Origin of the sequence: Nocardioides asiaticus, assembly GCF_040049175.1 — a bacterium.
In the GTDB taxonomy this organism is placed as follows: domain Bacteria; phylum Actinomycetota; class Actinomycetes; order Propionibacteriales; family Nocardioidaceae; genus Nocardioides; species Nocardioides cheoyonin.
Genome location: NZ_JBDZDM010000002.1, coordinates 532,735 through 548,364, shown reverse-complemented (window position 1 = coordinate 548,364; position 15,630 = coordinate 532,735). Strand labels below are relative to the sequence as shown.

Genomic DNA, 15,630 nt, shown 5'->3' with positions numbered 1-15,630 from the left:
CTAGACTGCGGCCGATGGCGGTGGGGCTCGCCGACAACCGCGCTCCCGGCTCAGGCCGGGGTCGCCGACAGTCCCTACCCGACGACTCACCGTTAGGTAGACCCATGCCCTCTCTGATCCGCGCCCATGCCGACCTGCTGCCGGCGATCGCCGTCGGCGGTGCGCTCGGCAGCCTGGCCCGGTGGGGGATCGCAGAGGCGCTGCCCCACTCCGGCGGCGACTTCCCGCTCGCCACGTTCGTGGTCAACGCGACGGGCGCGATGCTGCTGGGGCTGCTGATGGCGTTCGTCCTCGGGCCGTGGTCGCACACGAGGTACGTCCGGCCCTTCCTCGGGGTGGGGGTCCTCGGCGGCTACACCACCTTCTCGACGTACGAGCTCGACACCCGCGGGCTGCTGGCGGCGGACGCCCCGGCGACCGCCGCGGCGTACCTTCTCGGGACCGTCGTCGTCGGGCTGGTCGCGGTCTGGGTCGGCGTCACCGCCGGCCGGCTGACGATCGCCGTCGCCACCCGCCGTGCCCGGCGTCGCCGCGGCCACGAGATCGCACCCCAGGAGGACTGATGCCCGCACGTCTCACGATCTATCTCCACGAGAACGACCTGTGGCACCACCGGCCGCTCTCGACCGAGCTCGTCCACCGCGCCCACGGCGCGGGGCTGGCCGGGGCGTCGGTCTTCCACGGCGTCGAGGGGTACGGCGTGTCCCAGCGGATCCACACCCAGCGGATCCTGTCCCTCGGCGACGACCTGCCGTGCATGGTCGTGATCGTCGACTTCCCCGACCGGCTGCGCGCCTTCGCCGAGGACCTCGCCGAGCTCGTGAAGGGCCGACTGGTCACCCTCGAGGAGGTCGACGTGATCGAGACCGGCCGGCCGAGCCCGCTCCACCCGCCGGAGGGCGGCGAGTGACGGCGCTGCTGGTGCTCCTCGGCGGAGCCGTGGGGGCGCCCGTGCGCTATCTGACCGACCAGTGGGTCCAGTCGCGCCACGACACCGTGCTGCCGCTCGGGACCTTCACGGTCAACATCGTCGGCTCGCTGATCCTCGGCCTGCTCGCCGGCGGCGCCGCGGCGGGCGCCTTCCCGTCCTGGGTGCTCACCGTCGCCGGCACGGGCTTCTGCGGCGCGCTCACCACCTTCTCCACCTTCGGCTTCGAGACCCTCCGGCTGGTCGAGACCGGCGCCTGGCGCTCCGCCGCGCTCAACGTGGTCGGCTCGGTGGCCGTCGGGCTCGGCGCGTGCGCGGTGGGGTGGGTGGTCGGCTCCGCGCTGGGGTAGTCCGGGACGAAGCGGTCGTTCTACTGGCGAGTAACCGACCGTTTCGTCCCGGACTACCCCGCCTGGCGGCCGGCTTCAGGCCCACCCGAGCTCGTGCAGCCGGTCGTCGGAGAGGCCGAAGTGGTGGGCGATCTCGTGGACGACGGTGATCCGCACCTCGTCGACGAGCTGCTCCTCCGAGTCGCACAGCGCGAGCAGGGGCTGACGGAAGACGAAGACGCGGTCGGGCAGGCCACCGGCCCACAGGTCGCTGCGCTCGGTGATCGCCACGCCGTCGTACAGGCCGAGGGTGTCCTGCGGCTCCTCGGGCGGCGGCCACTCCTCGACGAGGACGACGAGGTTGCGCACCTGGCCGGCGAGCTCCTCGGGGATCGAGTCGAGGGCCTCGTCGACGAGGGCGTCGAAGCGAACGGCATCGACCTGGACGGGCACGTCGCCATTGTGCCCGGACGCCGGTCAGGCGATCCGGGCCGCGTCGTCGTCGAGGCTGCCGGCAAGGTGGTCGCCGTCCAGCTCCTCGTGACGCACCTTCGGCGGCCGGCCGCGCGGGCGCTTCCGCGGGATCACGACGCCGTCGAGGAAGAGCTGGCCGCCCCAGACGCCCCACGGCTCGCGACGAGCGAGCGCCCCGTCCAGGCACATCGCCCTCACCGGGCAGTCCTGGCACAGCTCCTTGGCGCGCTCCACCCCCCGCGGTGTCGACGCGAACCACAGCTCCGGGTCATGGACCAGGCAAGGCACGTCGCCCACCGCCCCCTCGTGCTCCCGAAAGCCCTCGAGGACCCTCAGCGTCACCTCAACCACCTCCGATGCCACGACCCGCCCCACGCCGGTCGCGCCATCTAAGGTCGCCGGATGAGGTAGCCGGGGGCATCGGGAGATCTCCCTATTCCGAGCGGATCCATGCGTCGTCGGCCGCTCTCTTTGACCCGTCGGAACTGTCGGTGGTCGGGCGTAGCGTCCGGGACCATGACCAAGCTGTTCATCGACTACGTCGAGCTCGCCGTCGGCGACCTGCCGGCCGCGCGGGCGTTCTACGAGTCCGCCTTCGGGTGGACCTTCAACGACTACGGAGGGGTGTACGCCTGCTTCGTGGGCCCGGACGGCACTGACGAGGCCGGCGGGATGTATGCCTCGGAGGCCCCGGTCGCGCCGCTTCCGCTGCTCCGCACCAGCGACCTCGACGCCGCCGTCACGGCTGTGGAGGCGGCCGGCGGCACGGTCGTCGAGCCGCCCTACGAGTATCCCGGCGGGCGGCGGTTCCTCTTCACCGACCCGGGCGGCAACCGGCTCGGGGTCTACGAGCCCGCTCACTGAGGCCGTGCCGACCGTCCCGACGCTCAGTCCGGGCGTTGGGCGTCCTTCGGGCCACCATCGGCCATGGGGTGAAGAAGAGCGGCCTTGTGTTCGAGGTAGCGCTTCTCGGGCTGGCTGGTGGTGCGGCGGGCTGCGGCGAGGAACTCGTCGCGGGCGGCCGCGAGGTCACCTGCCATCTCGTAGAGGTGTGCGCGGACGGCGGGCAGCCGGTGCCCTCGGGCCACGCGGGGATCGTCGGCGAGATGCTCGATCGCGCGCAGCCCGGCGCTCGGGCCTGAGACCATCGCGAGGGCGATGGCTCTGTTGAGGGCGATGACGGGATTGGGTTCGAGCCTCTCGAGCACGGCGTACAGGCCGAGGATCTCCACCCAGTCGGTGCTGGCGACGTCAGGAGCCTCGTCATGGACCGCGGCGATCGCGGCCTGTACTTGGTACGGGCCGGGTGGGCCGGCGGCGAGCGCGGTCGTGACGATGGCAACACCCTCGGCGATGAGCGTCTGATCCCAGAGCGCACGGTCCTGCTCGACCAGCGGGATGAGCTCTCCACTCGGCCCGAGGCGCGCGGAGCGGCGGGCGTCGGTGAGCAGCATGAGGGCGAGCAGGCCGGCGACCTCACTGTGGTCGGGGAGCGCCGAGCGAAGCTGACGGGTCATCCGGATTGCTTCGGTGGTCAGGTCGACGGTGAGAAGGTCGGGTCCGCTGGCCGCCGTGTAGCCCTCATTGAAGATCAGGTAGAGGACACGCATCACGGCGTCGAGGCGCTGGCCGAGCTCCTCGGCGCTGGGCATCTCGAACCGCGCACCCGCATGGGCGAGTGCGGCCTTCGCGCGGCTGATCCGCTGGGCCATGGTCGCGTCCGGGACGAGGAACGCCCGAGCGATCTGGGTGGTGGTGAGCCCGCCCAGACTGCGCAGAGTCAGGGCGATCTGCGAAGGAGGCGAAAGGTCGGGATGGCAGCAGAGGAACAGCAGGGTCAGGCTGTCGTCGCGGTCGTCGTCCACCTGCTCGTCGGGTGCCGGGGACCACAGCGGCCCGGACGCCGCCGCATGACGGGCGCCGTCGTGTTCGCGACGCCGGCGGGCCGCGTCCGAGCGGATCTGGTCGGTCAGCCGTCGCGCGGCGACGGTCATCAGCCACCCCCGCGGATTGGCCGGAACGCCCTCGGCCGGCCACTGAGTAGCCGCGGCCAGCAGCGCCTCCTGGGTCGCGTCCTCGCACAGGTCGAACATGCCGTGGCGACGGACCAGCGCGGCGAGGACCTGCGGCGCATGTTCGCGCAGCAGGCCCTCGACCACCCGGTCCACACCCGACGGTGTCGGCGACGGCGTACTCATCGTGCCAACGGACTACTGACCCGGAACGGCCTCGTGCAGCACCGGCCAGACCTCCACACCACGAAACGAGGCGAACGGCATCTCCGCGGCGATGTCCAGCGCCCGCTGCTCCGACTCGACATCGAGCAGGTAGTAGCTGGCCAGATGTTCCTTCATCTCCACATAGGGCCCGTCGGTCACGGCGGTCTTGCCCTCGCGGACGCGCACCACCTTGGCCTGCTCAGCATCGGCGAGGCCGAAGGCCCCGAGCATCTCGCCGGAGGCGAAGAACTTGGCGTTGTAGGCGTCCTGCTCGGCGATGGCCTTCACCCAGTCCTCCGGGCCGAAGCCGGACCAGGTCTCCTGGTTGGCGTAGATCATCATCAGGTACTTCATGACAGTCCTCCTCGCGGCGCCCGCCCACCGGGCGCGTCACCCCGTGGTCGGACACGACCGGCCGACATCGACATCTTCCCCGAGAAGATCTTCCAACGGTGCCGAAGCTGTACTGACGGCGCCGACCGCTCACGCTGCGGCGGGACCCAGACGGAACACGGCCGCCGTACTGCGCCTCTGGGGCTGAAACGAAAAAGGGACTCCGACTCAGCGTTTCCGCTGGTCAGAGCCCTCTTCTTCTCTGCGACCCCGACGGGACTTGAACCCGCGGCCTCCGCCGTGACAGGGCGGCGCGCTAACCAACTGCGCTACGGGGCCATTGGCGCTCTCCGCAAGCGACGTCTCGTTTGCAGGAGCGGTGGAACAGTAACCCATTGTGCCTCGCCGTTCCCAATCGGTGCGTTCATGACCGCTGGTCGAACTGAAGGGCTCACCCGCGGTCCACCGGTCCGGCCACCATCCGCCAGGTCAGGAGGGGGCGTGCAGGTAGGTCGCGTAGTCGAGGTAGCCCCTGTCGTCGCCGCCGTAGAACGTCGCCGGGTCGGCCTCGGCCAACGGGAGTTCGAGGCGGAGCCGCTCGAGGAGGTCGGGGTTGGCGATGTAGGCACGACCGAAGCTGACGAGGTCGGCACCCAGCCCGAGCCAGCGCTCGGCGATGGCGCGGTTGGTCGGCACCGGGCCGTACGGGCTCTCGCCGCGCTCCAGCCAGGTGCTCGGGTTGACCATGTAGGTCGAGTCCCAGCGCTTTCGCAGGTCGACCATGGTGGCCTCGTCGGTGGTCGCCTCGAGGTGGACGTACGCCAGGCCGAGCCGGTTGAGCTCGGTGACGAGGGCGGCGTACAGCTCGGGGGCGTCGTCCTCGACGGCATCCCACAGCCCGGCGTCCGGGGAGAGGCGGATGCCGGTGCGGTCCGCGCCGACCGCGTCGGCGGTGGCCTCGGCGGCCTCCACGGCGAACCGGATCCGGTTGACGATCGAGCCGCCGTACCGGTCCGTGCGCCGGTTGGCGTTGGAGGAGAGGAACTGGCCGATCAGGTAGCCGTTGGCGCCGTGAAGCTCGACACCGTCGAAGCCGGCGCCGATCGCGCGGACGGCCGCGTCGGCGTAGGACCTGGCCTGCTCCGGCACCTCTGCGGTCCCGAGAGCGCGCGGGACGGGCGCGGGCTGCGGACCTGCCGGGGTGAAGAGCGACGCGTTCGCGGCGACGGCCGAGGGGCCGACCGGCCGGACCCCGGTGATCGACTCGTGGCCGATCCGACCGCCGTGCATGAGCTGGGCGAAGATCCGACCGCCGTTGGCGTGGACGGCGTCGGTGATCGGCTTCCACGAGGCCGCCTCCTCCTCGGTGCGCAACCCGGCGGCGCCGGGGTTCGAGGTGCCGACGAGGTTGGGCTGGATGCCGTCGGAGATGATCAGGCCGGCGGTCGCGCGCTGGGCGAAGTAGGTCGCCATGGAGTCGGTCGCGAGGCCGTCGGCGGTGCCGCGCACTCGGGACATGGGCGCCATCACGACGCGGTTGGGCAGGGCCAACGCGCCGAGCTGGTGACGGTCGAAGAGGCTGGTCATGGGTGCTGTTCCCTCGCATGTCGGAATCAGGACACCGGGTACGCTAAAACCTGACACTGACGTCAGAGGCAAGCCAACATGGCATGGTGTGAGGCGGATCATGGAGGTGTCCCATGCGGATCGGGGAGCTGGCGAAGCGGGCCGGCGTGAGTGTGCGGTCGCTGCGCTACTACGAGGAGCAGGGGCTGCTGACCTCCGAGCGCAGCGCGTCGGGGCAGCGGTACTACTCCGAGGAGGCACTCGACCGCGTCCTGTTCCTGAAACGCCTCTACGCCGCGGGCCTGACCAGCCGGGTCATTGCCGAGCTGCTGCCCTGCACCTACGCGCCGAGCATCCAGACCAGCGACGACGCCTTCGACCGGATGGTCGAGGAGCGTGAGCGGCTCAAGTCCCACATCGACGACCTGGCCGGCACGCTGCGCAATCTCGATGCTGTCATCGACACCAACCGCCGCTGGCGCGCGAGCCAGAGCCAGGACGCCGCCTCAGGCACGACCGCTTCCTGACACCGAGGAAGCGAGGCTCGCGACTCGCTGGTCGGGGCCCACCTCTGGCGTCGTACCCCCTACCGGATTCGAACCGGCGCTACCGCCGTGAAAGGGCGGGGTCCTGGGCCGCTAGACGAAGGGGGCCCGGCGGCTCATCCTAGGGCGACGCGAGGGGGCCGACCAAAGCCGCATGCCGCTCAGGTCCTCCGCCGTGCGAGGTGGGTCAGCGTACGGCGATGACGGCGCGCCCGTCGACGTCGCCGGCCCGCTGTCGCCGCCAGGCCGTCGTGGCGTCGTCGAGCGTGAAGGTCTCGGACCGGGCGGTCAGCTCGCCGGCGACGAGCCGCCGCTGGATCTCGGTGAGCCCGTCGGCCCGCTGCTCCTCGGTGAGGTCGTTGTTCGTGTAGCCCAGCACGGCCCGGCTGCCGCTGCGCAGGTGGGCCGAGGAGTAGACCGCCGTCTCGCCTGCGCTGCTGCCGAGGTTGACCAGGCGCCCGCAGGGCGCGAGTCGGAGCAGTGCGGCCGCGGACGGTAGGCCGCAGAGCGGGTCGATCACGAGGTCGACCTCGCCCGCCACCGAACCGATCCGTTCGGCCAGGGTCGCGATGTCGTCGTCGGCGAGGATCGGCACGAAGCCGTCGGCGCCGAGGCGCCCCGCGTCGGCCTCGGCATGGCGGGAGGGTCGCGCGGCGGCGTACGTCCTCGCGGCGCCGTGGAGCCGCGCGAGCTGGAGGGCGACCGACCCGACCACGCCGCTGGAGCCGAGGACGAGCACCCGCTCGCCGGGCACCAGGCCGCCGCGCAGCACCAGCGCTCCCCAGGCGGCGACGGCGGAGAGGCCGAGCGCGGCCAGCTGCCGCGGGTCGACACCGGACTCGAGGGGCACCAGGTCGCCGTCGGGTACGACGACCAGCTCGGCGAGGCTGCCGTCGCCCGGTGCCATCCCGGCCACGGTGGGGAACCAGACCCAGGTGCCAGCCGGGTGGCGGGTGGACTCCTCGACGACGCCGACGCCCTGGACGCCGGGGACGTACGGCGTCTGAGGTCTTCCGAAGTACGACGTGCCCGAGGCGCACAGCAGGTCGAGCGGCGTCACGGGCGCGGCGACGACGGCGACCAGCGCCTCGCCGTCGCGGCGGCTCGGGTCGGGGCGCTGCCCGACGACGGGCGGCTCGCCGCACACCTCGAGGACGGCCGCCCGCACGCCTCAGTCCTCCTCGGGCGGGACGTAGACGGCGTTGCGGTCCACCGCCAGGTAGATGTCGTTGCCGATCGGCCGGCGGATCTCCTCGGCGACGTGGCCGAGCAGGCCGGCGCAGCGGGCGAGCAGCACGACGCCGCGCAGCAGCTCGAGCGGCAGGCCGAGGTCGGCGAGGGCGGCGCCGCACACCCCGGCTCCGTTGAGCGGCAGCGTCCGGCCCAGGACATCGGGGTGGGCCCGGCCGATCGCCTCGAACAGGGCGAGGTGGGAGCCGTAGAGCCCGGCGCCGCGGGCGATCGCGACGAGCCTCGGCGTACGCGGGTCGCCCTCCTTGTGGACCGGATGGCCCAGACCCGGCACGAACCGTCCGCTCTCCTTGCGCTCGCGTACGGCGTCGGTCGCCACGGCCTCCCAGGCCGCGCCGTCGTCCGCGTCCGGTACCTCGGCGAGCCGCCCGATCACCTCGTCGAGGAACCTCCCCGTGTCCTCGGTGACGCCGAGGTAGCGCGACCCGCCACCCAGCAGCCCCGCGGCGAGCGCCCCCTGGATCGCGTCCGGAGCGCTGAGGTAGGTGAGCCGGGCCGCGATCGCGGTCGGCGTGAACCCGTGGTCGGCAAGCGCCACCAGCACCGCCTCGAACACCCGCCGCTCCCCGGGCGTCGGCCGACGCAGCGTGATGAGCCAGTACGCGAGCTCGCCGAACGACACCTCCCCCATCAGCTCGTCCGCCAGGTTCTTGCCGAGCAGCGTGATCGTGGTCGGCTCGGAGGTCCCGAGCGAGGTCGGGAAGGAGGGGGCGTCGGCCATGGCTTCCTCTCGTACGGCGGCTGCGGGTCAGGCGGCTGGGTCAGGCGGCTGGGTCAGCCGGACGGCACCGGCGGCTCGTCCGGCGGGCCGGTGGGGTGATCGGTGGGGTGGTCGTGGCGCGGGAAGCCGAGCCAGGCCCGGATCTGGGCGCCGTGCTCGTCCAGGGTGGGCGGCGCCAGGTCGTGGCGCGGACCGGTCTCGCTGAACCGGATCGGGTGCCTGACGGTCGGTACGCCGCCGGCGACCGCGACCGGGTCGAGCCCGAGCTCCTCGGCGAGCTCGACCCCGCCGCGTACGTCGTTGATCGGACCGCACGGGACGCCGGCGTCGCTGAGCGCCTTGAACCACTCCTGGGCCGACCGGGTCGCGAGCCGCTCCAGCAGCAGCGGGCGCAGCTCCTCGCGGTGGGCGTTCCGGAGGGGAGAGGTCGCGAACCGCTCGTCGTCGGCCCACTCCGGCCGGCCGAGGGTCTCGGCGAGCCTGCGGAACTGGCGGTCGTTGCCCGCCGCGACGATGAGGTCGCCGTCGCCGGTCGCCAGCGGCTCGTACGGGAAGAGGCTGAGGTGCCCGTTGCCCATCCGGTGGGGCACCACCCCGCCGGCGACGTACGCCGAGCTCTGGTTGACCAGCGCCGAGAGGGCCGTCGACATCAGGTTGGTCTCGACGTGCTGGCCGCGGCCGGTCCGGTCGCGGTGGCGGAGCGCGGCGAGGATGCCGAGCGCGGAGTGCAGGCCGGTGACGACGTCGAAGACCGAGATGCCGGCGCGGTACGGCGGCCCGTCCGGGCTGCCGGTCAGGCTCATCAGCCCCGACATGCCCTGGACGAGCAGGTCGTAGCCCGGCAGCACGGCGCCGGCGCCCGACCCGAACCCGCTGATCGAGCAGTAGACGGCGCCCGGGTTGCGGCCGGCCACGTCGTCGTACCCCAGCGCGAAGCGGTCGAGCCCTCCCGGCCGGAAGTTGTGGATGAAGACGTCGGCCCGGCGGGAGAGCTCGTGGGCGACGGCGAGGTCCTCCGGGTCGGCCAGGTCGAGGACGACGGACCGCTTGTTGCGGTTGACCGCGAGGTAGTAGGTGCCGGCGTCACCGCGGTCGCGGTCCTCCCGCACCGGCGGGGTCCAGTGCCGGGTGTCGTCGCCGCTCGGGCTCTCGACCTTCACCACCTCCGCCCCGAGATCGGCCAGCAGCATCGTCGCGTACGGGCCCGCGAGGACCCGCGAGAAGTCGGCGACGAGCAGTCCGTCCAGCGGCCCGGCCATGTGCGCTCCTCACGTATCGGACACTCGTCCGTCAACAGTTCCGCGCCCTGAACGCCGCTGTCAAGGCGCTCAGCGGCCCATCCGCCGCCGACGAGCGGACCATTGACATGTGACTTGAGTCACGTCAGGCTGCCAGAGATGCGGACACGTGTCCGCGTCAGCCTGGACACTCGCCTGGGGAGGCACTCCCATGACCATCACCAACCCCGACGCGGGCGCCGTCGCCGCAGCCCCCGCGATCGTCTTCCGCGGCGGCCTCGTCCTCACCATGGACGACGCCCGCACCGTCCTCGACCCCGGCGACGTTCTCGTCGTCGGCGACCGGATCGAGGCGGTCGGGCCGCACGTCGAGCTGCCGGAGGGCACCGTCGAGATCGACGCGTCCGGCGGCATCGTCATGCCGGGCATGATCGACACCCACCGCCACATGTGGCAGACCGCGATGCGGGGGTACGGCGCCGACTGGACCCTCACGCAGTACTTCGTCTGGAACTACCTCAACTACGGCAAGCACTTCCGCCCGCAGGACATCCACGCCGGCAACCTGCTCAGCGCGATCGAGGCGGTCGACGCCGGCGTCACGACCTCGGTCGACTGGTCCCACAACCTGCAGACCACCGAGCACGCCGACGCCGCGGTGCAGGCCCTGCAGGAGGTGCCCGGACGGTTCGTGCTCGCGTACGGCAACATCCAGGCCGGTCCGTGGGAATGGAGCACCTCGCCTGCGTTCCGCGCGTTCGTCGACCGGCTGCCGCGCAGCGACATGCTCGGCTTCCAGATCGCCTTCGACGTGACCGGCGACCCGGGCTTCCCGGAGAGGGCGGCGTTCGAGGTCGCCCGCGACCTCGGCGTGCCCGTCACGACCCACGCCGGCGTCTGGGGCGCGACCAACGACGACGGCATCCGGCTGATGTACGACGGCGGCTTCATGACCCCCGAGACCGTCTACGTCCACGCGGCGACGCTGAGCGAGGACTCCTACCAGCGGATCGCCGCCACCGGCGGCTCGGCATCGGTCTCCTCCGAGAGCGAGTCGTCGTGCGGCCAGGGCTACCCGTCGAGCTGGGCGCTGCGGGCGTACGGCATCCCGATCTCGCTGTCGATGGACACCAGCGTCTGGTGGAGCGCCGACCTGTTCGCCGCGATGCGGGCGACGCTGTCCGCGGACCGCACCCGCGAGCACTTCGAGGCGCACGCGAAGGGCGACACGGTCACCAACCTGTCGCTGCGCGCCGAGGAGGTGGTCGGTTGGGCGACCCGCGGCGGCGCGAAGGCGCTCGGGCTGGACGACAAGGTCGGCAGCCTCCAGCCGGGGCGGTACGCCGACGTCGTACTCGTGAAGAACGACGCCTCCCCGGCGATGTTCCCGATCCTGCACCCGTACGGCCACGTGGTCTTCCAGGCGCAGCGCGGCGACGTCCACACCGTGCTGGTCAACGGCCGCGTCGTGAAGTACGACGGCCGGCTGGTCGGCATCGACCTCGACCGCGCCCGCGCGGCGGTCGCGGAGACCGTCGACCACCTCCGCGCGACGCTCGGCGACCAGGAGTGGGCCGACGGGATGCATCCGGAGATCCCGCAGTCGAAGGTGCTCGACAACCCCTATACCTACACCGACTACGCCAGCGAGCGGACGCACTCCTCGCTGTAAACCGCACCCGGCCGCGGACCGGCCGCACGGGCTCGTGCGAGTCCGGTCCGTGGCGAGTGTGTTAAGAGTCGATTTCGCGCGTTCCCCGACCGCGTGCCGCTCCTTTAACGTCCGTGACGTAACGATTCGGCACACCCATCGCGAAGCGGACGGAGCTGGTCAATGACAGCGGTCGACACCCCCACCACCGCCCCCACCACGGCGGAGCTCCAGGAGGACTCCGCCAGGCACAACTGGCGTCACTTCGCCGAGATGTCCCCGGAGGACGGGCGCCCGGTGCGCGTGATCACGCGCGGCGAGGGCTGCTACCTCTACGACACCGACGGCAACCGCTACTTCGACGCGCTCGCCAACCTGTTCTGCGTCAACATCGGCTACTCCTACGGCGCGGAGTTCGCCGAGGCGGCCTCGAAGCAGTACCTCGAGCTCGGCTACCACGCCAACTGGGCGAGCACCCACCCGCGCGCGATCGAGCTCGCCGCGCGGGTCGCCGAGATCGCCCCGGAGGGCCTGCACCACGCGTTCTTCACGCCCAGCGGCGGCGAGGGCGTGGAGACCTGCTGGAAGATCGCGCGGCAGTACTACAAGCTCAAGGGCGAGAACCGGTGGAAGGCGATCACCCGGGACCACGCCTACCACGGCGTCTCGATGGGCGCCCTCAGCCTGATGGGCACGCCGACGAGCCGGGAGCCGTTCGAGCCGCTCGTCCCGGGCGCGGTGAAGGTGCGCAACACCAAGCGCTACGGCCGTCCCGAGGGCGAGACCGAGGAGGAGTTCACCGCCTTCCTCCTCGACGACCTCGAGCAGCGCATCCTGCAGGAGGGCCCGTCCACCGTCGCGATGGTGCTCATCGAGCCGGTGCAGAACTCCGGCGGCATGCTCGTCCCCCCGGCCGGGTACGCCGACGGCGTACGCGCGCTGTGCGACAAGTACGACATCCTCCTCGTCGCCGACGAGACGATCACCGGCTACGGCCGGCTCGGCACCTGGTTCGGCAGCCAGCGGATCGGGCTGAAGCCGGACATCCTGACCTCGGCCAAGGGGCTCTCGTCGGCCCACGCCGTGATCGGCGCGGTCATCGCCAACGACAAGGTCTACGAGCCGTTCGCCAGGGCGGGCGTCACGTTCAAGCACGGCAACACCTTCGGCGCCCACCCGGTCATGTGCGCGGTCGCGCTCAAGAACCTCGAGATCATGGAGCGGCTCGACATCAACGGCCACGTGATGGCCAAGGAGGACGAGCTCCGCACCAAGCTGGAGAGCCTGTACGAGCTGCCGATCGTCGGCGACGTCCGCGGGATGGGGTTCTTCTACTCGATCGAGCTGAAGAACACCCTGCCCGACGGCACCCCGCTCACCCAGGAGCAGAAGGACCGGCTGTGGGGCAGGAAGCAGGTCGACGACGGCCTCGCCGCCGAGGGGGTCCTGCTGCGGGTCACGCCGGGCGAGTCCGCCGTACTCGGGATCTCGCCGCCGCTCGTCGCCGACACCCCCGAGTTCGACCACCTCGTCGGCGCGCTGCGCACCGTGCTGGGGAAGGCGAACGAGGCGTACGTCGCGCTCTGAGCGCTCCCAACGCTCCTAGCGCGCGACCTCGACCGCCGACCGGTGCTGCCACAGCGCCCAGTCGGCGGAGACCTCGCCCGCGGTCTGGAGGAGGAGCGGCAGGTAGTCGCCGGTCAGCGTCTCGACGCTGGTCTCGGCGGCGTGGACGGTGACGTTCATGGCCGCGCGTACGACGCCGTCGCCGTCGCGCACGGGGACGGCGACCGAGCGGATGCCGCGGGCGAGCTCCTCGTCGGCCATCGCCCAGCCCCGGGCCCGGACGGTGCGGAGCTCCCGCTCCACGTCGTCCGGGTCGCGGGTGGGGAACGGCGGCAGGCCCGAGCGGCTCGGCTCGGCGAGCACCTTCTCCCGCTCCTCCCGGCCGAGGGCGGCCAGCAGGACCTTGCCCTGCGAGGTCTGGAGAGCGGGGAAGCGGGTGCCGATGTCGACCCGGAGGGTGATGATCTTCGGCACCGCCACCCGGGCGACGTAGACGATGTCCGAGCCGTCGAGCTGTGACATCGAGGAGGACTCGCCGGTCTTCGTGACCAGGGCCTCGAGGTGGGGGCGGGCCATCTCCCACAGCCCCAGGGAGGCGGCGTACGCGACCCCGAGCCGGAGCACCTTCGGCGTCAGTGCGTACGACCCCGCCTCGGTCCGGACGTAGCCGAGCTCCTCCAGGGTCAGCAGCAGCCGGCGGGCGGTCGGCCGCGCGAGTCCGGTGGCGTCGGCGACCTCGCTCAGCGACATCGTCCGGTGGTGCTCGTCGAAGCAGGTGAGCACGTCGAGCCCGCGCGCGAGCGCCTCGACGAAGTCCGGGCCGGTGCCGCGTCCTGCCATGGCTCGATGCTGTCACAGCGGACGACCATCCGCACGCACAGCCGCCACCGCCCGCAGCGCTCCGCTGTGACGGTTGACACAGTGCGCCCCGCGCGGGCATCGTGACGGAAGCCGCGATACGGACAGATGTCCGTCAGCATCTGGAGGCAGCCGATGGCGAAGCTGGTGGCGATCCTGGCCACGACCCACCACCCGTTCTTCTACCGGACCAGCCTGCTGCCGCCCGAGGAGGCGCCGCCGTTCGCGGCCGAGTGGGTGCGGAAGATCGAGGCCTACCGCGAGACGCTGACCCGGGCCCGGCCCGACGTCCTCGTCATGGTCGGGTCCGACCACTTCCACCAGCTCTGGCTCGACAACATGCCGCAGTTCCTGGTGGGCAAGGCGCCGTACTACGACGCCAACTACTACAACGAGGAGCGCGAGTTCGGGCTGCCGCGGTTGAAGCTCCGCGGCCACGAGGAGCTCTCGGCCTACATCCTCCGCCAGGGGATCGACGCCGGCTTCGACCTCGCCTTCTCCAACGAGCTGCGGGTCGACCACTCGATCACCTGCCCGATCATCACGGTGCGGCCGCAGAACGACCTGCCCGTGGTGCCGATCTACACCAACATCTTCGCCCCGCCGCTCCCCCGTCCGGAGCGGTTCGTCGCCCTCGGGCGGACGATCCGCGAGCTGGTCGACGCCTGGCCGAGCGACGTGCGGGTGGCGGTCATCGGCACCGGCCACCTCTCCCTCGAGCTCGGCGGGCCGAGGCAGTTCGGGCCGCACGGACCGGACCCCGAGTTCGACGCCAAGGCGGTGGAGTGGATCGGCAACGGCGACATCGACAGCTGCCTGGGTGAGGTGACCCTGGACAGCCTGCACGCCCCCGGGAACGCCACCCACGGCTTCATGGACTTCATGCTGATGATGGGGATCGCGGGCTACAACAAGGCCGACTACGTCGACAGCCTCGACCTCTTCCATACGATGGAGGCGTACTTCACCTGGTACCCCGACCCGCTCGCCCTCGACGCGCAGAGCGAGGCACCCCGATGAGCAAGTACGTCGTCGACAAGTTCCTCTTCACCGTCGACCGCGACCCGGAGCTGGTGCAGCGCTACCGGGACGACCCCGCCGGGACGGTGGCCTGGTGGGAGCGGGAGCGGGCCAACCAGATCCTCAACTGCCACGCCGGCGAGGCGTCGACCTGGCTCTCGTTCACCGACGAGGAACGGGAGGCCCTCGCGGCCCACGACCACGTGAAGCTGTTCGAGCTCGGCGCCCACCCGTTCCTCACCCTGACGCTCTGGATCGCGATGTTCGAGCAGGACTACGACGAGCCGCTCGCCATGCAGCACGCGTACGCCGAGCGGCTGCAGCACTTCTCGCTGCCCTACCCCGACATCGCGACCTGAGTCCGCCGGCGGGGCTCGAGGACCACCTCGACCGCCCCGGTGTCGACCGTCGTGCTCACCGCCCGCCAGCCGCCGGTGCGCAGCAGCGCGCGGACCGGGTCGGCGGCGTCGTACAGGTAGGTGACGACGACCCGCCGCACGCCACGGCGGCGCGCGACCTCGCCGAGGGCCACGGTCAGCACGCGGCCGACGCCGCGCCGCTGCCAGCGGTCCTCGACGAGCAGGGCGATCTCCCAGGCCGCGTCGCGATGCCGGACGAGGGACGCGAGAGCGAGCAGGCCGCCGGGACCGAAGGCACCGAGGTGCACGCCCGCCTCCTCGGCCCGCACCTGGTCGGCCAGCCGCTGACCGGGCCGGTTCGGTACGCCGTGGAACCGCCGGTAGAGCGTCTCCGGACCGCACCGCCCGACCATCGCCCCGACGTCGGAGGCGTCCGCAGGCCCCAGGGCGCGTACGCCGATCTCCGCGGCCGAGCGTGCACTCGTCCCGACTCTCTCACCGACACCGACGACCATGGCAGGTCTCCTTCCGATGCACCCACCCTGCGCCCGGGCGCTGACCGGGCGCTGACC

The 15,630-nt window shown here is 71.7% G+C and carries 19 protein-coding genes and 2 tRNA genes; 9 read left to right on the top strand and 12 right to left on the bottom strand.

What is annotated here, in order from left to right; genetic code table 11:
* Positions 1 to 104 precede the first annotated feature (104 nt).
* The 3 genes from crcB (ABLE53_RS08400) to crcB (ABLE53_RS08390) are packed head-to-tail and all read left to right on the top strand — an operon-like array spanning position 105 to position 1,278.
* Entirely contained in the window at positions 105 to 563 is a 459-nt protein-coding gene (gene crcB / locus ABLE53_RS08400) for a fluoride efflux transporter CrcB (protein WP_348858344.1), read from the top strand.
* A complete protein-coding gene (locus ABLE53_RS08395) occupies positions 563 to 910 on the top strand; it encodes a DUF190 domain-containing protein (protein ID WP_348858343.1) in 348 nt (115 codons plus the stop codon). Before crcB (ABLE53_RS08400) ends, ABLE53_RS08395 begins: the two co-directional genes overlap by 1 nt.
* On the top strand, positions 907 to 1,278 hold the full coding sequence (gene crcB, locus ABLE53_RS08390) for a fluoride efflux transporter CrcB (protein ID WP_348858342.1): 372 nt from the start codon (positions 907 to 909) through the stop codon (positions 1,276 to 1,278). Before ABLE53_RS08395 ends, crcB (ABLE53_RS08390) begins: the two co-directional genes overlap by 4 nt.
* A gap of 75 nt (positions 1,279 to 1,353) precedes the next feature.
* On the opposite strand, the gene ABLE53_RS08385 is transcribed toward crcB (ABLE53_RS08390), so the two are convergent.
* Positions 1,354 to 1,710, bottom strand: coding sequence for a metallopeptidase family protein (locus ABLE53_RS08385; protein WP_348858341.1), 357 nt, complete (start codon positions 1,708 to 1,710; stop codon positions 1,354 to 1,356).
* 24 nt (positions 1,711 to 1,734) lie between these two features.
* A complete protein-coding gene (locus tag ABLE53_RS08380) occupies positions 1,735 to 2,073 on the bottom strand; it encodes a WhiB family transcriptional regulator (RefSeq protein WP_348858340.1) in 339 nt (112 codons plus the stop codon).
* A 174-nt stretch (positions 2,074 to 2,247) separates the two neighbouring features.
* Between ABLE53_RS08380 and ABLE53_RS08375 the strand changes: the two genes are divergently transcribed.
* A complete protein-coding gene (locus ABLE53_RS08375; protein WP_348858339.1) occupies positions 2,248 to 2,595 on the top strand; it encodes a VOC family protein in 348 nt (115 codons plus the stop codon).
* Between the two features lie 23 nt (positions 2,596 to 2,618).
* Here ABLE53_RS08375 and ABLE53_RS08370 read toward each other — a convergent pair whose 3' ends face one another.
* From ABLE53_RS08370 to ABLE53_RS08355, 4 genes are all read right to left on the bottom strand, one after another.
* Positions 2,619 to 3,929 carry an RNA polymerase sigma factor gene (locus ABLE53_RS08370; RefSeq protein ID WP_348858338.1) on the bottom strand — a complete coding sequence of 437 codons (1,311 nt, stop codon included), beginning with the start codon at positions 3,927 to 3,929 and terminating at the stop codon, positions 2,619 to 2,621.
* Between the two features lie 12 nt (positions 3,930 to 3,941).
* Positions 3,942 to 4,304, bottom strand: a complete 363-nt coding sequence (locus ABLE53_RS08365) for a YciI family protein (RefSeq protein ID WP_348858337.1) — start codon at positions 4,302 to 4,304, stop codon at positions 3,942 to 3,944.
* 244 nt (positions 4,305 to 4,548) lie between these two features.
* Positions 4,549 to 4,622: transfer RNA gene (locus tag ABLE53_RS08360), tRNA-Asp, on the bottom strand.
* A gap of 150 nt (positions 4,623 to 4,772) precedes the next feature.
* Complete coding sequence (locus ABLE53_RS08355) at positions 4,773 to 5,870, bottom strand: alkene reductase (RefSeq protein WP_348858336.1); 1,098 nt, start codon at positions 5,868 to 5,870, stop codon at positions 4,773 to 4,775.
* Between the two features lie 113 nt (positions 5,871 to 5,983).
* Between ABLE53_RS08355 and ABLE53_RS08350 the strand changes: the two genes are divergently transcribed.
* Positions 5,984 to 6,376 (top strand): MerR family transcriptional regulator, encoded by a 393-nt coding sequence (locus ABLE53_RS08350; protein ID WP_348858335.1) that lies wholly within the window; start codon positions 5,984 to 5,986, stop codon positions 6,374 to 6,376.
* A 53-nt stretch (positions 6,377 to 6,429) separates the two neighbouring features.
* On the opposite strand, the gene ABLE53_RS08345 is transcribed toward ABLE53_RS08350, so the two are convergent.
* From ABLE53_RS08345 to ABLE53_RS08330, 4 genes are all read right to left on the bottom strand, one after another.
* Positions 6,430 to 6,502: transfer RNA gene (locus ABLE53_RS08345), tRNA-Glu, on the bottom strand.
* Positions 6,503 to 6,581: 79 nt separating this feature from the next.
* On the bottom strand, positions 6,582 to 7,562 hold the full coding sequence (locus ABLE53_RS08340; protein ID WP_348858334.1) for a quinone oxidoreductase family protein: 981 nt from the start codon (positions 7,560 to 7,562) through the stop codon (positions 6,582 to 6,584).
* Between the two features lie 3 nt (positions 7,563 to 7,565).
* Positions 7,566 to 8,366, bottom strand: coding sequence for a citryl-CoA lyase (locus tag ABLE53_RS08335; RefSeq protein ID WP_348858333.1), 801 nt, complete (start codon positions 8,364 to 8,366; stop codon positions 7,566 to 7,568).
* Between the two features lie 53 nt (positions 8,367 to 8,419).
* A complete protein-coding gene (locus tag ABLE53_RS08330; protein WP_348858332.1) occupies positions 8,420 to 9,625 on the bottom strand; it encodes a CaiB/BaiF CoA transferase family protein in 1,206 nt (401 codons plus the stop codon).
* Between the two features lie 190 nt (positions 9,626 to 9,815).
* Between ABLE53_RS08330 and ABLE53_RS08325 the strand changes: the two genes are divergently transcribed.
* Together ABLE53_RS08325 and ABLE53_RS08320 are read left to right on the top strand one after the other, a co-directional pair.
* On the top strand, positions 9,816 to 11,276 hold the full coding sequence (locus ABLE53_RS08325) for an amidohydrolase family protein (RefSeq protein WP_348858331.1): 1,461 nt from the start codon (positions 9,816 to 9,818) through the stop codon (positions 11,274 to 11,276).
* Positions 11,277 to 11,438: 162 nt separating this feature from the next.
* Positions 11,439 to 12,842 carry an aminotransferase class III-fold pyridoxal phosphate-dependent enzyme gene (locus ABLE53_RS08320; RefSeq protein ID WP_348858330.1) on the top strand — a complete coding sequence of 468 codons (1,404 nt, stop codon included), beginning with the start codon at positions 11,439 to 11,441 and terminating at the stop codon, positions 12,840 to 12,842.
* Positions 12,843 to 12,857: 15 nt separating this feature from the next.
* On the opposite strand, the gene ABLE53_RS08315 is transcribed toward ABLE53_RS08320, so the two are convergent.
* Positions 12,858 to 13,661, bottom strand: coding sequence for an IclR family transcriptional regulator domain-containing protein (locus ABLE53_RS08315; RefSeq protein WP_348858329.1), 804 nt, complete (start codon positions 13,659 to 13,661; stop codon positions 12,858 to 12,860).
* 153 nt (positions 13,662 to 13,814) lie between these two features.
* Here ABLE53_RS08315 and ABLE53_RS08310 point away from each other — a divergent pair, with 153 nt between their 5' ends.
* Entirely contained in the window at positions 13,815 to 14,699 is an 885-nt protein-coding gene (locus ABLE53_RS08310) for a DODA-type extradiol aromatic ring-opening family dioxygenase (RefSeq protein ID WP_348858328.1), read from the top strand.
* Positions 14,696 to 15,058 carry a hypothetical protein gene (locus tag ABLE53_RS08305; RefSeq protein ID WP_348858327.1) on the top strand — a complete coding sequence of 121 codons (363 nt, stop codon included), beginning with the start codon at positions 14,696 to 14,698 and terminating at the stop codon, positions 15,056 to 15,058. The genes ABLE53_RS08310 and ABLE53_RS08305 overlap by 4 nt, the downstream gene beginning before the upstream one ends.
* Here the strand turns inward: ABLE53_RS08305 and ABLE53_RS08300 are convergent.
* Complete coding sequence (locus ABLE53_RS08300; protein WP_348858326.1) at positions 15,037 to 15,573, bottom strand: GNAT family N-acetyltransferase; 537 nt, start codon at positions 15,571 to 15,573, stop codon at positions 15,037 to 15,039. The genes ABLE53_RS08305 and ABLE53_RS08300 overlap by 22 nt on opposite strands.
* Between the last annotated feature and the right edge of the window lie 57 nt (positions 15,574 to 15,630).

Bases quoted from the DNA above. Each gene is read 5' to 3' on its own strand.
- ABLE53_RS08350 (WP_348858335.1), top strand. From the start codon at position 5,984: ATGCGGATCGGGGAGCTGGCGAAGCGGGCCGGCGTGAGTGTGCGGTCG.
- ABLE53_RS08330 (WP_348858332.1), bottom strand. From the start codon at position 9,625: ATGGCCGGGCCGCTGGACGGACTGCTCGTCGCCGACTTCTCGCGGGTC.
- ABLE53_RS08320 (WP_348858330.1), top strand. From the start codon at position 11,439: ATGACAGCGGTCGACACCCCCACCACCGCCCCCACCACGGCGGAGCTC.
- ABLE53_RS08365 (WP_348858337.1), bottom strand. From the start codon at position 4,304: ATGAAGTACCTGATGATGATCTACGCCAACCAGGAGACCTGGTCCGGC.
- ABLE53_RS08300 (WP_348858326.1), bottom strand. From the start codon at position 15,573: ATGGTCGTCGGTGTCGGTGAGAGAGTCGGGACGAGTGCACGCTCGGCC.
- ABLE53_RS08355 (WP_348858336.1), bottom strand. From the start codon at position 5,870: ATGACCAGCCTCTTCGACCGTCACCAGCTCGGCGCGTTGGCCCTGCCC.
- ABLE53_RS08315 (WP_348858329.1), bottom strand. From the start codon at position 13,661: ATGGCAGGACGCGGCACCGGCCCGGACTTCGTCGAGGCGCTCGCGCGC.
- ABLE53_RS08375 (WP_348858339.1), top strand. From the start codon at position 2,248: ATGACCAAGCTGTTCATCGACTACGTCGAGCTCGCCGTCGGCGACCTG.
- ABLE53_RS08335 (WP_348858333.1), bottom strand. From the start codon at position 8,366: ATGGCCGACGCCCCCTCCTTCCCGACCTCGCTCGGGACCTCCGAGCCG.
- crcB (WP_348858344.1), top strand. From the start codon at position 105: ATGCCCTCTCTGATCCGCGCCCATGCCGACCTGCTGCCGGCGATCGCC.
- ABLE53_RS08395 (WP_348858343.1), top strand. From the start codon at position 563: ATGCCCGCACGTCTCACGATCTATCTCCACGAGAACGACCTGTGGCAC.
- ABLE53_RS08325 (WP_348858331.1), top strand. From the start codon at position 9,816: ATGACCATCACCAACCCCGACGCGGGCGCCGTCGCCGCAGCCCCCGCG.
- ABLE53_RS08370 (WP_348858338.1), bottom strand. From the start codon at position 3,929: ATGAGTACGCCGTCGCCGACACCGTCGGGTGTGGACCGGGTGGTCGAG.
- ABLE53_RS08305 (WP_348858327.1), top strand. From the start codon at position 14,696: ATGAGCAAGTACGTCGTCGACAAGTTCCTCTTCACCGTCGACCGCGAC.
- ABLE53_RS08310 (WP_348858328.1), top strand. From the start codon at position 13,815: ATGGCGAAGCTGGTGGCGATCCTGGCCACGACCCACCACCCGTTCTTC.